Genomic DNA, 12,396 nt, shown 5'->3' on the forward strand with positions numbered 1-12,396 from the left:
TCAGCCGCCCATTGAGCGAGTAGAGGAGGTGCCTGTCGCACTGCGCTGCATGCTGGTCTGCTTCGCCACAGATTCACCAAACCCGCCGCGGGTGATAGTGCTGGTCGTTGCTGGCTTCGGCGCCATCGCCGTTTTCGGAACGTTCACGGTGCGGCCTGGGGTCGCTGCGCCGTAGCCTTTGCCGCTGGCATCGGTATATTGACCGTAAGCCGGGCTGGCCGGGTTTTTCGAGCTAAACAGCGGCTGCTGCTGGTAGCCCGCACCGCCGCCCATCAGGCGACCCATCATGTAGCCTGCCATCAGCGGCATCCAGAAGCTGCCGCTGGACTGCGCCTGATTTTCAGAAGCGGTGCCTGCCTGAGCCGGTGCCTGCTGGCACTGACCTTCACCAAACTCCGCCACGCAGTCTTCGCGTGAGGCATATTTCGGTGCAGTACGTTCCGCTTCTTTCAGCGCGCTCGTATAAGCCGTTTTACATTCGGCGGCTTTGCCGGTTGCGGCGGAGCAGTCGTCTGCGTTTTGATACAGCGAAACCGTTTCGTCATTTTTCTCACAGCCTGCCAGCATAAAGACAGCCGTGACCGCCAGCGCAACAGGGGTGAGGTGACGCGCGTTCCAGCTCTTGCGGAACGAAGCGTGATTTATAGATTTTGTCCGTTTCATCTTTGTCTTCCAGGACCCAGTGGTAATAACGCTCAGGATAGAGGATGAGTGGTTGAAAATGAAGCGAAGAGGGGCGGAATCAGGGGGATCTTTACGTTGGCTTACGTTCGGATGTGATTCAGATGCGCCCTCTCCCTGTGGGAGAGGGGCGGGGTGAGGGCATCAGGCCGCGGTGGGCCTGATGACACTCTTAGTTACGGAACGGATTATTGCCTTTGCTGGCAGGCGCGGTGGTACGCGCGGCGGCCGGCTGTGCCGCAGGGGTGTTGCTGTTAGCGTTGAAGTTATCAACCGCGGCAACCTGCTCAGGGTTCTCCGGTGCAACGCTGTCCGGTGAAGTGGATACCGGTTTGCCCAGCGCGCTGTTCAGCATCTGCAGATCTTGCTCGTTCAGCGTACCCAGAGCCTGTTTGATGTTCAGCTGGTTAATCAGGTACTGGTAACGCGCGCTCGAGAGCTGCTGTTTCGCGTTGTACAGCGTGGTGGTCGCGTCGAGCACGTCAACGATAGTACGTGTACCGACCGAGTAGCCCGCTTCCATCGCATCCAGAGAGCTCTGCGCAGACACAACGGCCTGTTTATAGGCGTTGATGCTGCTGATCGAGGCGTTCACGTTGTTGAAGGAGGAACGCACGGTCTGCACCACGTTGCGGTGGGCGCTTTCCAGCTGCTCGCTCGCGCCTACAAAGTTGTACTGCGCCTGTTTCACCTGAGAGTTGACCTGACCGCCCTGGTACAGCGGGAGGGAGAAGCTCAGACCGACTTTGTTCTGACCCATATTGCTGTCGTCATACTGGGACGTATTGGTTTTAGAGCCGCTGTAGGTCGTATCAGAGACGCCGGTAGACGCGCTCAGGCTCAGGGTTGGCAGATGGCCGTCCTGCGCCTGACGAATTTGCTCGCGGGCCAGGTCCTGGCTCAGACGCGCCTGCAGCAAACTCAGGTTGCGGTTTTCCGCCTCTTTCAGCAGGGCGTTAACGGCCTGCGGTTTATCCGTTTTAAAGCTGTCCACGTTCAGCGACGCCAGCTCAGGATAGTAATTCCCGGTGACCTGACGCAGGGATTCCAGCGCGTTGTCGAGGTTGTTACGCGCGGTCACTTCGTTAGCCAGCACGGTGTCGTACTGTGAACGGGCGTTCTGCACGTCGGTGATCGCCACCAGGCCCACGTTGAAGCGCTGGGTGGTTTGATCTAACTGGCGGTAAATCGCCTGTTTCTGCGCTTCGGTGTAGGAGAGTGCGTCAATCGCGCTCAGCACGTTGAAGTACGCCGTGGCGGTGTTCAGGATCAGCGTCTGCTGGTCGGTCTGATAGGTCACATCCTGGATACCCGCACTCTTTTCCTGCAGGGTCAGGGCGCGCCATTTGGACATATCAAACAGCGTCTGTGTCAATTGCAGTGAGGCGCTGGTAGCATTGGAATTTACGCCGTTAGCGTCGCGGAAACCGTTGCTGTAGGTATAATCTGCACCTAAACCTAACTGTGGCAGCAAGGGGCTACGCGCTTCGTTAATCTTTTCAAACGCAGCATCACGATCGGCCGCTGATTTACGTAAATCAGGGTTGCCCAGACGTGCCTGCTGGTAGACCTGTAACAGGTTTTCCGCCTGGCTCATTGCACTGAAGCCCGTCAGGCTCAGGCCGATAAGGATGGGGAGCAATTTCTTCATTTGCATTCCTTGTTGTGAAGCAGTATTAGCGCTGATCTAATTAAAAAATAATTGCCGATTCTAACAGAATCTTCCATACCAAAAGGTTGGCGTAACGTGCCATCTGGCGGTAATTTGCACCAATCTACCATATAGCCTTACAAACGGCAGCCAAACAGCCTTGAAATTCACAATTTCATCACCATTGCTACCAGGACTCGACTCATGCAAAAACCAGAAAAGTTGCCCGTGACATTCGCCAAAAACGATGTAGAAATTATTGCACGAGAAACGCTTTATAGCGGTTTTTTTTCAATGGATCTTTACCGTTTCAGGCATCGCCTGTTTAACGGGGAAATGAGCGGCGAAATCAGACGCGAAATTTTTGAGCGCGGTCATGCGGCAGTCTTGCTACCCTTTGACCCAGTGCGTGACGAAGTTGTGCTGGTGGAGCAGATCCGCATTGCCGCTTATGACGTCAGTGAGAGCCCGTGGCTGCTGGAGATGGTAGCCGGGATGATCGAAGAAGGTGAGACGGTTGAAGACGTCGCCCGGCGCGAGGCGCTGGAAGAGGCCGGACTGGTGGTGGGTCGCACCAAGCCGGTGCTGAGCTATCTGGCAAGCCCGGGGGGCACCAGCGAGCGCTTGTCCATTATGGTGGGCGAAGTGGACGCCACGACGGCGGAAGGGATCCACGGTCTGGCAGATGAAAACGAAGATATTCGGGTTCATGTGGTGAGCCGGGAACAGGCTTATCAGTGGGTAGAAGAGGGGAAAATCGACAACGCAGCGTCTGTCATCGCCCTGCAATGGCTGCAGCTGCATTATCAGACATTACGAAACGAGTGGAAAAAATGAAGCGCTATACGCCTGACTTCCCAGAAATGATGCGCCTGTGCGAAACCAATTTCGCACAGCTGCGCCGCCTGCTGCCGCGAAACGACGCACCCGGCGAAACGGTAAGCTATCAGGTGAGCAACGCGCAGTATCGGTTAACGATAACAGAATCAACGCGCTACACTACGCTGGTGGAGATTGAGCAAACGGCACCCAGCATTAGCTACTGGAGCCTGCCGTCGATGACGGTGCGCCTCTATCACGACGCGATGGTCGCTGAAGTGTGTTCAAGCCAGCAGATCTTTCGCTTCAAGGCGCGGTATGATTACCCGAATAAAAAGTTGCATCAACGCGACGAAAAGCATCAAATTAACCAGTTTTTAGCCGACTGGCTAAGATATTGTTTAGCACATGGAGCAATGGCGATTCCGGTTTGTTAGCGTCATAAACCTACCTAAGGACACCATTTGGAAAGCCTGTTGAACCTGACTGTTGCTGGTGGGGCGCCAGTCAGGATATTACAAATCACCGATACCCACCTTTTTGCCGAAAAGCATGAGACGCTACTGGGGGTCAACACCTGGGAGAGTTATCAGGCGGTGCTTAGCGCCATTCACGCTGAAAACCGTGCATGCGATCTGATTGTCGCAACGGGCGATCTGGCGCAGGATCAGTCCTCCGCGGCCTACCAGCATTTTGCTGAAGGCATCGCGAGCTTTAGCGTGCCTTGCGTCTGGCTGCCGGGAAACCATGACTTCCAGCCTGCCATGTTCAGTTCTCTTCAGGATGCGGGGATATCTCCGGCGAAATGTGTTTTTGCGGGTGAACAGTGGCAGATCCTGCTGCTGGACAGCCAGGTGTTTGGCGTCCCGCACGGTGAGTTAAGCGAGTTTCAGCTCGACTGGCTTGAGACCAAACTGGCTGCTGAACCTGAACGCCACACGCTGCTGTTGCTTCATCATCATCCTCTGCCGGCGGGCTGCAGCTGGCTCGATCAGCACAGTCTGCGCAACTCCGCGGCGCTGGATCGCGTGCTGGCGAAGTTCCCGCGGGTGAAAAATCTGCTGTGTGGGCATATTCATCAGGAACAGGATCTCGACTGGAACGGACGCCGCATGCTGGCGACACCGTCGACCTGCGTTCAGTTTAAGCCGCACTGCGCCAACTTTACCCTGGACACCATCGCGCCGGGCTGGCGCTGGCTGGAACTGCATGCCGACGGCACGCTGACTACGGAAGTCTGCCGTTTGACCGGTGCAAAATTCCGCCCGGATACCGCTTCAGAAGGCTATTGATGTCTACGCTCCTTTACCTGCACGGATTCAACAGCTCGCCGCGCTCCGCAAAAGCGACACAGTTTCGCCAGTGGCTGAGCGAGCATCACCCCGACGTTGAGATGATTATCCCGCAGCTGCCGCCTTACCCGGCAGAGGCCGCGGAGATGCTGGAATCTATAGTGCTTGCGCACGGCGGCGAAACCTTCGGTGTGGTCGGTTCATCCCTGGGTGGGTATTACGCCACCTGGCTCTCACAATGCTTCATGCTGCCCGCCGTTGTGGTTAATCCGGCGGTTCGGCCATTTGAGCTGCTGAGGGACTTTCTTGGCGAAAACGAGAACCCCTACACCGGCCAGCAATATGTGCTAGAGTCACGCCATATTTACGATCTCAAAGTTATGCAGGTCGACCCGCTTGAGGCGCCGGATCTCATCTGGCTGCTGCAACAGACGGGTGATGAAGTGCTGGATTACCGCCAGGCAGTGGCGTATTACGCCTCCTGCCGCCAGACTATAGAAGAGGGCGGAAACCATGCTTTCACGGGCTTTGAGAATCATTTCACCCAGATTGTCGATTTTCTTGGACTGCACAGCCACTGACAATCAATGCGAATTGCTAGTTTAAATCATGACGCAAACCTATAACGCTGATGCCATTGAGGTCCTCACCGGGCTTGAGCCGGTTCGCCGCCGCCCGGGGATGTACACCGATACGACGCGCCCAAACCATCTGGGCCAGGAAGTTATTGATAACAGTGTGGACGAAGCGCTGGCGGGCCATGCCAAACGCGTCGACGTTATCCTGCACGCCGATCAGTCGCTGGAAGTCATCGACGACGGGCGCGGCATGCCGGTGGATATCCACCCGGAAGAGGGCGTGCCTGCCGTTGAGCTGATCCTCTGTCGTCTGCACGCGGGCGGTAAGTTCTCAAACAAGAACTACCAGTTCTCCGGTGGTCTGCACGGCGTGGGCATTTCCGTCGTGAACGCCTTGTCCAAACGCGTGGAAGTGAACGTCCGTCGCGACGGCCAAGTCTATAACATCGCGTTTGAAAACGGCGATAAGGTGCAGGATCTGCAGGTTGTCGGCACGTGCGGTAAACGCAATACCGGCACCAGCGTCCACTTCTGGCCTGACGAAAGCTTCTTCGACAGCCCGCGCTTTTCCGTTTCTCGCCTGACGCACCTGCTGAAAGCCAAAGCGGTGCTGTGTCCGGGCGTGGAAATCACCTTTACCGATCACGTTAACAATACCGCACAAACCTGGTGCTACGCCGACGGTCTGAACGACTACCTGTGCGAAGCGGTAAACGGCCTGCCAACGCTGCCGGAAAAACCGTTTGTCGGTAACTTTAGCGGCGATACCGAAGCCGTGGACTGGGCGCTGCTGTGGCTACCGGAAGGCGGCGAGCTGCTGACCGAAAGCTACGTTAACCTGATCCCAACCATGCTTGGCGGTACCCACGTCAACGGCCTGCGTCAGGGGCTGCTGGACGCGATGCGCGAGTTCTGCGAATACCGCAATATCCTGCCGCGCGGCGTGAAGCTGTCGGCGGAAGATATCTGGGATCGCTGCGCCTACGTGCTCTCCGTGAAGATGCAGGATCCGCAGTTTGCCGGTCAGACCAAAGAGCGCCTGTCGTCACGTCAGTGCGCGGCGTTCGTCTCCGGCGTGGTGAAAGATGCGTTTACCCTGTGGCTGAACCAGAACGTTCAGGCGGCAGAGATGCTGGCCGAAATGGCCATTTCCAGCGCCCAGCGTCGTCTGCGCGCCGCGAAGAAAGTGGTGCGTAAAAAGCTGACCAGCGGCCCTGCGCTGCCGGGCAAGCTGGCAGACTGTACCGCACAGGATCTCAACCGTACCGAGCTGTTCCTTGTGGAAGGGGACTCGGCGGGTGGATCGGCCAAGCAGGCGCGCGATCGTGAATATCAGGCGATCATGCCGCTCAAGGGTAAGATCCTGAATACCTGGGAGGTCTCTTCTGATGAAGTGCTGGCCTCGCAGGAAGTCCACGATATCTCGGTGGCGATCGGCATCGATCCGGACAGCGACGATCTGAGCCAGCTACGCTACGGCAAGATCTGTATCCTCGCGGATGCGGACTCCGATGGTCTGCACATCGCCACGCTGCTCTGCGCGCTGTTCGTGAAGCATTTCAAAACGCTGGTGAAAAACGGTCACGTCCACGTGGCGCTGCCGCCGCTGTACCGTATCGACCTCGGCAAAGAGGTTTACTACGCGCTGACGGAAGAAGAGAAAGCGGGCGTGCTGGAACAGCTGAAGCGCAAGAAGGGCAAACCGAACGTGCAGCGCTTTAAAGGGCTGGGCGAGATGAACCCAATGCAGCTTCGCGAAACGACGCTGGATCCGAACACGCGCCGCCTGGTGCAGTTGACGATCAGCGATGAAGACGAACAGCAAACCAACGCCATGATGGATATGCTCCTTGCCAAGAAACGTTCGGAAGACCGACGTAACTGGCTGCAGGAGAAAGGCGATATGGCGGATATTGAGGCCTGATGCCCTCACCCTAACCCTCTCCCACAGGGAGAGGGAATGGATCGTAGGCCCGGTAAGCGCTAGCGCCACCGGGCTTTTTTACGTCAAAACTCCATCTTCACCGTAAACTGCACTTCGCGCGGATCGCCAATCTGGTTGCCCAGGTTGTTGGTCGCAATGGACGATGTGTAGTAGGTCTTATCAAACAGGTTTTTCACGTTCACCTGTAGCGTCACCGGATACTGTAGCTTCATCTTGTACGCCGCAAACGCATCCGCCACGAAATAGCCCGGCAGATAATAATCCGCACCGTTGGTTGCGGAACGACGGCTTACGCCGTGCCCGCCGCCGCCCAGCGTCAGGGTATTCCCGGCAAACGCATTGTGAATATCGTAGGTCAGGAACAGGGAGCCGGTATGGCGCGGCACGTTTGGCAGCGGTTTGCCCGCATAGTCCGGGTCTTCCAGCACCTTCGCGTCGGTATAGCCGTAGCTGGCGATAATGTTGGTGTTCTCGGTCAATGACCCGGCAAGATCCACTTCCACGCCCTGCGAGCGCACGCGGCCCGCGGTTTTGGCGATGGTTTCATCACCCACGCTTTCGGTGTACAGCACGTTGCGCTTGTGGATATCAAACAGCGCAATATTAGCGGTAATGCCGTCGAACAGGTCAAACTTAGCGCCGATTTCATACGCGTTCGACGTTTCCGGCGGCAGGTCGCCGATGTAGCTCGCAATGGACGACTGCGGCATAAACGTCTGGGAATAGTTGGCAAACAGCGAGACCGCCGGGGTGAGCTTATAGACAAGGCCCAGCTTCGGCGTCCACTGGTCGTCGCTACTGTCGGTATTCACATTAAACGGACGGCCTTTTCCCGCGTACTGGGTGTAATACTGGTAGCGCAGTCCGGCGACGGCGATCCACTTATCGGTCAGATACAGCGCGTCCTGCGCGTAGGCGGAGTAGCTCTCCTGCTTGATGGTTTGATCGCTGTCGGATGCCGAGACGGTGGTGCACTTGCCGAGGCTGCCGTAGCTCGGGTTGTAAATATTAAAATCCTTAACGTTCTTACAGCGGATCATGTCCGTACGCAGCAGATCGTAATTCTCATACGACACGCCGGTCAGGATCTCATTGTAAAAGCCCGCGATGTCGACGTTCCCCTGCAGATCCGCGCGCGTCGTGTGCATACGCTGGGTCGAGCCCTGGGTCGCATCCACGCGGCGGGTCAGGTTGCCGGTTTTTGAATCGTAGGCCATCACGCGGGCTTGGTTATCGCTGTACTTATCCTGGCTGTAGCTGTAGTCAAACTTCGCGGTCCACTGGCTGTTGAGCCGATACTCCGCGTTGAGCTGAGCGAGATCGGACTGGCCGTCGGTCACGTTAAACGGCTCATCGAAGCGGGTTTTGCGATCGACGTCGACGGCTTTTTTAGTGTTGAGATCGAAGATCGTTCCGCGATCGAACGGCGTTTTATAGTCGCGATGCGAATAGAGCACGGTCACGGTGGCATCATCGCCAAACCAGGTGAGCGACGGAGCGATAAAGGTGCTGCGTTCGGTGCCAAAATTACGCCAGTAATCCTCGTCCTGATATTCGCCCGTCAGGCGATACGCCAGACGCGTGCCGTCAATCGGGCCGGTAACATCGATCTGTCCGGTGCCGCCGCCAAAGCTGGAAGAGGTGGCGGAAAGGGAACCGCCGAAGGTTTTCTCCGGGCGTTTGGTGACGACGTTAATCAGGCCGCCCGGATCGAGAATGCCATAGAGCGTTGAGGCCGGGCCTTTCAGCACCTCCACGCGCTCGGTTGCGGCATTGAAGGTGCGCGGCAGCACGGTGCGCAGGCCGTTGGTCATGATCGAGCCGTCGCGGTTCGCACCAAATCCGCGGCGCACGAAGGCATCCTGCGTGCCGCCCAGGGTGTTGGTCTGCACCACGTTGCTGACGTTATAGAGCGCTTCATCCAGCGTGGTGGCGTGCTGATCCGCCAGCACTTTGTCGCTGACGGTATTGACCACCTGCGGGATGTCCAGCATCGGCATGTTGGTTAACGTCGCGGTGGAGGTATTCAACGGCTGATAGCCATTGGTGGCCTCCGCCGCACTAGTTGGATTGGCGGTGACGGTAAGCGTTTCGCCGTCTGTAGCCGCGGTGTTATCTGCTGCCTGCACCAGCGGCGCCATAAACAGCAGTGAAAAGAGCGCGCGCCCTTTTACCCCAGAGAGTGAAGGTGTGAACGTAGCCATTACATCTGTTATCCCGAAATATCCCGCGAATGACGTTTCGCGGAAAAATGTGTGAGTCATTGCCCTTTACGGTCTGTCCGTTAGCCACGGCGGGCATCGGACATGTAATTGAGAATCATTCAATCATGCGAGAATGTAGTAGTAAATGGAAAAAAGAAAAAATCGGCTACAGCGTATAACCGGGCGTATAAGCGCAGCGGGATAATCATTAACTTATTGAAATAAATGTCTTTTAAAGCCGTTCTGCGTTCATTTTCTCTCAGGCTTACCCCTGGTTTTATCAGGGTGTTTCTTCTCTTGACTACTACATGGCGCAGCGTCAAACTCTCAAAAGAGAATGATTTTTATTTATATTTGTTGCGCTTTTTCTATTACGTTGGCATTCACGTGGCACACAACACAAAAAAACCGGGACTGGTTCTGGAGAACCTCTCTGCGGGCTATCAGAAAAAAATCATCGTTGATGATATCTCCCTTGCCATCCCACAGCAGAAAATAACCGTTCTGGTGGGGGCGAACGGCTGCGGAAAATCCACGCTGCTGAGCACCATTGCGCGTTTGCTTCAGCCGCTTGGCGGCGCGGCAGTTCTCGACGGCAAGGCGATCCACGAGCTGCCGACCAAAGCCGTCGCCCGCGAGCTGGGTATCCTGCCGCAGTCTCCGCTGCTCCCGGAAGGGTTGACCGTCTTTGAGCTGGTCTCGCGCGGGCGTTTTCCCTGGCAGAACTTTATGCGTCAGTGGAGCGACGAGGACGAACTGGCGGTGGAAGAGGCCCTGCGCCTGACCGGCACGGCAGAATTTGCCCATATGCCGGTGGAAAGCTTGTCCGGCGGCCAGCGTCAGCGCTGCTGGATCGCCATGGCGCTGGCGCAGCAAACGCCGTATATCCTGCTTGACGAGCCCACGACGTTTCTCGATCTCCGCTATCAGGTGGAGATCCTGGAACTGCTCCACACCCTGACTCGCCAGCACGGGCGTACCGTGGTGGTGGTGCTGCACGATCTCAACTTCGCCGTGAACTATGGCGATTCGCTGGTCTTTTTACGCCAGGGAAAAGTTGAAGGCGTATTGCATGAGGGCGATGCCTGCACGCCGGAGCTGATTAAAGCGGTGTTTGATGTCGACGTGCATATGTCCATAAACCCGTTGACCGGCAAGCCGTTCTTTATGCCGTTTCGCCAGGGCACGGTTCAGCCATGATGCGCTCCTCTCTGGCCTTCCCGATCTTCGCACTGCTGCTGGCGCTGGGCGCGATTATGCACCTGGGCATTGGCGCACGCTTTATCGCCCCGCAGACGGTGGTGGAGGCATTCTTTCATTTCGACCCGCGCAATTTCGACCATAGCGTCATTATCAAACTGAGACTGCTGCGCCTCTGCGCCGCGATGGTGACGGGCGCCGCGCTCGGCGTGGCGGGCGTGCTGCTGCAGTCCGTGATCCGCAACCCGCTCGGCGAGCCGCATATTCTGGGGCTCAACGCCGGGGCCGCGCTGGCGGTAGTGATTGCCAGCGCGCTTGGGCTGTCGCTGCCGTTTGGTCGCCCGCTCGTTGCCGCCGCCGGTGCCGCCGCGCTGTTTTTGCTGGTGCTGATGTTCTCCTCGTCCGGTCGCACCGGGCTTACGCCGATGAAGGTCACGCTGTGCGGCGTGGCGATGTCGGCGTTTGCCTCGTCGATTACCGCCGCGGTATTAATTCTCGATGAACAGACGCTGCTCGCCATGCGCACCTGGCTGGCAGGGGACCTGGCCGGGATCAACGTGCAGACGCTCCGGAGCGCCCTTTGGGCTGCAGCCGCCGGTTTTGCTCTCGCCATCGTGCTGTCGCCCTCGCTCAACATGCTGGCGCTGGGAGACCGAATGGCGCAGGGGCTTGGCGTGTCGCTGCTGAAAACCCGCCTGCTCGCCCTGCTGGCCATCGCGCTGCTCTGCGGTGCGGCCGTCTCTGTCGCCGGGCCGATTGGCTTTATCGGCCTGGTCGTGCCGCAGCTTATTCGCCGTCTGGTGTCGGTCGATTTACGCGTGATGGTGCCGCTGTCTGCCCTGTGTGGCGCGCTGATTCTGCTGCTGGCGGATATCGCCGCCCGCACGCTATTTACGCCCTGGGAGCTGGCAACCGGCATTATGACGGCCCTGGTCGGCGCGCCCGTGTTCATCTTTATGGCATCAAGGATGTTCAAATGAACCGGGCCGGATTCCGCGCGATCCGAATTGGCCGTGTATCGACGCTGGTTCGCCCGCGGGCGCTGGCGTGCCTGACCCTTTTAGCGCTGGTGGCGCTAAGCCTGCTGGGCTTTGGCCTGACGCACGGTTCTCTGCCCATTCCCACCTCCGCCATCGGGCGCGCGCTGTTTTCTCCTGAGAGCCTGACGGCGGAGACGCGCTACATCGTGATGGATATCCGCCTGCCGCGCCTGCTGATGGCTGTGCTGTGTGGGGCGATGCTCGGTATGGCGGGGGCGGCGATGCAGTCCATCACCCGCAATGGCCTGGCTGACCCCGGGCTTATCGGCGTGAAGGAGGGCTGTAGCGCGGCGGTACTGCTGCTGATTTTTCAGTTCCCGGCGCTGGGCCTGGCCTGGCGTCCGCTGGTCGGCATGGCCGGTGGGCTGCTTACCGCGCTGCTGGTCATCGCCCTGGCGCGCGATATCTCGCGCCCGCGATTTATCCTGATAGGCATCGGCGTGTCATGGGCCTTTGCCGCGGCAATGGGCGTCTTTATGACCACGGCGGACGTGCGCGACGTGCAGACGGCGATGCTGTGGCTGGCGGGAAGCCTGCATGCGGCCAACTGGACGCTGGTGGGGCTGGCCGCGCTTTGGGCTGCCCCCGCGTTTGCGCTGCTGCTGTTTACCGCGCGGGCAGCGGACGTGGCGTTGCTCGGCAATCATGCCGCAGCGGGCCTTGGCGTACGCACAACCCGGTTGGCGCTGCTGCGGGTTCTTGCCCCGGTGGTGCTGACGGCGGCCTGCGTTTCCTGCGTGGGCAGTATTGGCTTCGTCGGGCTGATTGCCCCGCATATGGCGCGCCTGCTGCTGCGCGGTGGGCAAACCGCGCTTCTGACGGGCAGCGCCGCGCTGGGCGCGCTGCTGGTGCTGCTGGCGGATAACGTCGGGCGTCTGGCTTTCCTCCCGCTGCAGCTGCCGGCGGGAATTGTGATTTCATTGATTGGCGGACCGTTTTTCCTGCTGCTGCTCTGGCAGCGTCGGGACAGATTTTAGGGGACTATA

General features: G+C 58.2%; 11 protein-coding genes. 8 read left to right on the forward strand and 3 right to left on the reverse strand.

Going from position 1 to position 12,396, the window contains the following annotated elements; translation table 11 throughout:
* Both BJ885_RS14380 and tolC read right to left on the reverse strand, forming a co-directional pair.
* The gene (locus BJ885_RS14380; RefSeq protein WP_121932179.1) at nt 1–663 is read right to left on the reverse strand and encodes a DUF1190 family protein; all 663 of its coding nucleotides are present in this window, start codon (nt 661–663) and stop codon (nt 1–3) included.
* A gap of 190 nt (nt 664–853) precedes the next feature.
* The gene (gene tolC, locus BJ885_RS14390; protein WP_029740696.1) at nt 854–2,332 is read right to left on the reverse strand and encodes an outer membrane channel protein TolC; all 1,479 of its coding nucleotides are present in this window, start codon (nt 2,330–2,332) and stop codon (nt 854–856) included.
* 204 nt (nt 2,333–2,536) lie between these two features.
* Here tolC and nudF point away from each other — a divergent pair, with 204 nt between their 5' ends.
* The 5 genes from nudF to parE are packed head-to-tail and all read left to right on the forward strand — an operon-like array spanning nt 2,537 to nt 6,945.
* The gene (nudF, locus tag BJ885_RS14395) at nt 2,537–3,169 is read left to right on the forward strand and encodes an ADP-ribose diphosphatase (protein ID WP_008502974.1); all 633 of its coding nucleotides are present in this window, start codon (nt 2,537–2,539) and stop codon (nt 3,167–3,169) included.
* On the forward strand, nt 3,166–3,588 hold the full coding sequence (locus BJ885_RS14400) for a DUF1249 family protein (RefSeq protein WP_003862516.1): 423 nt from the start codon (nt 3,166–3,168) through the stop codon (nt 3,586–3,588). The genes nudF and BJ885_RS14400 overlap by 4 nt, the downstream gene beginning before the upstream one ends.
* A 27-nt stretch (nt 3,589–3,615) precedes the next feature.
* Nucleotides 3,616–4,443 carry a 3',5'-cyclic-AMP phosphodiesterase gene (gene cpdA, locus BJ885_RS14405; protein ID WP_029740697.1) on the forward strand — a complete coding sequence of 276 codons (828 nt, stop codon included), beginning with the start codon at nt 3,616–3,618 and terminating at the stop codon, nt 4,441–4,443.
* Nucleotides 4,443–5,024, forward strand: a complete 582-nt coding sequence (gene yqiA / locus BJ885_RS14410; protein WP_008502976.1) for an esterase YqiA — start codon at nt 4,443–4,445, stop codon at nt 5,022–5,024. Before cpdA ends, yqiA begins: the two co-directional genes overlap by 1 nt.
* A 28-nt stretch (nt 5,025–5,052) precedes the next feature.
* Nucleotides 5,053–6,945 carry a DNA topoisomerase IV subunit B gene (gene parE, locus BJ885_RS14415; RefSeq protein ID WP_029740698.1) on the forward strand — a complete coding sequence of 631 codons (1,893 nt, stop codon included), beginning with the start codon at nt 5,053–5,055 and terminating at the stop codon, nt 6,943–6,945.
* A gap of 83 nt (nt 6,946–7,028) precedes the next feature.
* Here the strand turns inward: parE and BJ885_RS14420 are convergent, their stop codons facing one another.
* Nucleotides 7,029–9,170 carry a TonB-dependent siderophore receptor gene (locus tag BJ885_RS14420; protein WP_121932180.1) on the reverse strand — a complete coding sequence of 714 codons (2,142 nt, stop codon included), beginning with the start codon at nt 9,168–9,170 and terminating at the stop codon, nt 7,029–7,031.
* 387 nt (nt 9,171–9,557) lie between these two features.
* Between BJ885_RS14420 and BJ885_RS14425 the strand changes: the two genes are divergently transcribed.
* The 3 genes from BJ885_RS14425 to BJ885_RS14435 are packed head-to-tail and all read left to right on the forward strand — an operon-like array spanning nt 9,558 to nt 12,387.
* Nucleotides 9,558–10,370: an ABC transporter ATP-binding protein gene (locus BJ885_RS14425; protein ID WP_121932330.1), complete on the forward strand. Its 813-nt coding sequence runs from the start codon at nt 9,558–9,560 to the stop codon at nt 10,368–10,370.
* On the forward strand, nt 10,367–11,350 hold the full coding sequence (locus BJ885_RS14430; RefSeq protein ID WP_121932181.1) for an iron ABC transporter permease: 984 nt from the start codon (nt 10,367–10,369) through the stop codon (nt 11,348–11,350). The genes BJ885_RS14425 and BJ885_RS14430 overlap by 4 nt, the downstream gene beginning before the upstream one ends.
* Nucleotides 11,347–12,387 (forward strand): iron ABC transporter permease, encoded by a 1,041-nt coding sequence (locus tag BJ885_RS14435; protein ID WP_121932182.1) that lies wholly within the window; start codon nt 11,347–11,349, stop codon nt 12,385–12,387. Before BJ885_RS14430 ends, BJ885_RS14435 begins: the two co-directional genes overlap by 4 nt.
* The last annotated feature ends 9 nt before the right edge of the window (nt 12,388–12,396 follow it).

This window comes from Enterobacter sp. WP_7_1 (assembly GCF_003688535.1).
In the GTDB taxonomy this organism is placed as follows: domain Bacteria; phylum Pseudomonadota; class Gammaproteobacteria; order Enterobacterales; family Enterobacteriaceae; genus Enterobacter; species Enterobacter asburiae.

What these genes read in the sequence shown, in the direction of transcription:
- BJ885_RS14380 (WP_121932179.1), bottom strand. Translation starts at nt 663, where the DNA reads ATGAAACGGACAAAATCTATAAATCACGCTTCGTTCCGCAAGAGCTGG.
- tolC (WP_029740696.1), bottom strand. Translation starts at nt 2,332, where the DNA reads ATGAAGAAATTGCTCCCCATCCTTATCGGCCTGAGCCTGACGGGCTTC.
- nudF (WP_008502974.1), top strand. Translation starts at nt 2,537, where the DNA reads ATGCAAAAACCAGAAAAGTTGCCCGTGACATTCGCCAAAAACGATGTA.
- BJ885_RS14400 (WP_003862516.1), top strand. Translation starts at nt 3,166, where the DNA reads ATGAAGCGCTATACGCCTGACTTCCCAGAAATGATGCGCCTGTGCGAA.
- yqiA (WP_008502976.1), top strand. Translation starts at nt 4,443, where the DNA reads ATGTCTACGCTCCTTTACCTGCACGGATTCAACAGCTCGCCGCGCTCC.
- parE (WP_029740698.1), top strand. Translation starts at nt 5,053, where the DNA reads ATGACGCAAACCTATAACGCTGATGCCATTGAGGTCCTCACCGGGCTT.
- BJ885_RS14420 (WP_121932180.1), bottom strand. Translation starts at nt 9,170, where the DNA reads ATGGCTACGTTCACACCTTCACTCTCTGGGGTAAAAGGGCGCGCGCTC.
- BJ885_RS14430 (WP_121932181.1), top strand. Translation starts at nt 10,367, where the DNA reads ATGATGCGCTCCTCTCTGGCCTTCCCGATCTTCGCACTGCTGCTGGCG.
- BJ885_RS14435 (WP_121932182.1), top strand. Translation starts at nt 11,347, where the DNA reads ATGAACCGGGCCGGATTCCGCGCGATCCGAATTGGCCGTGTATCGACG.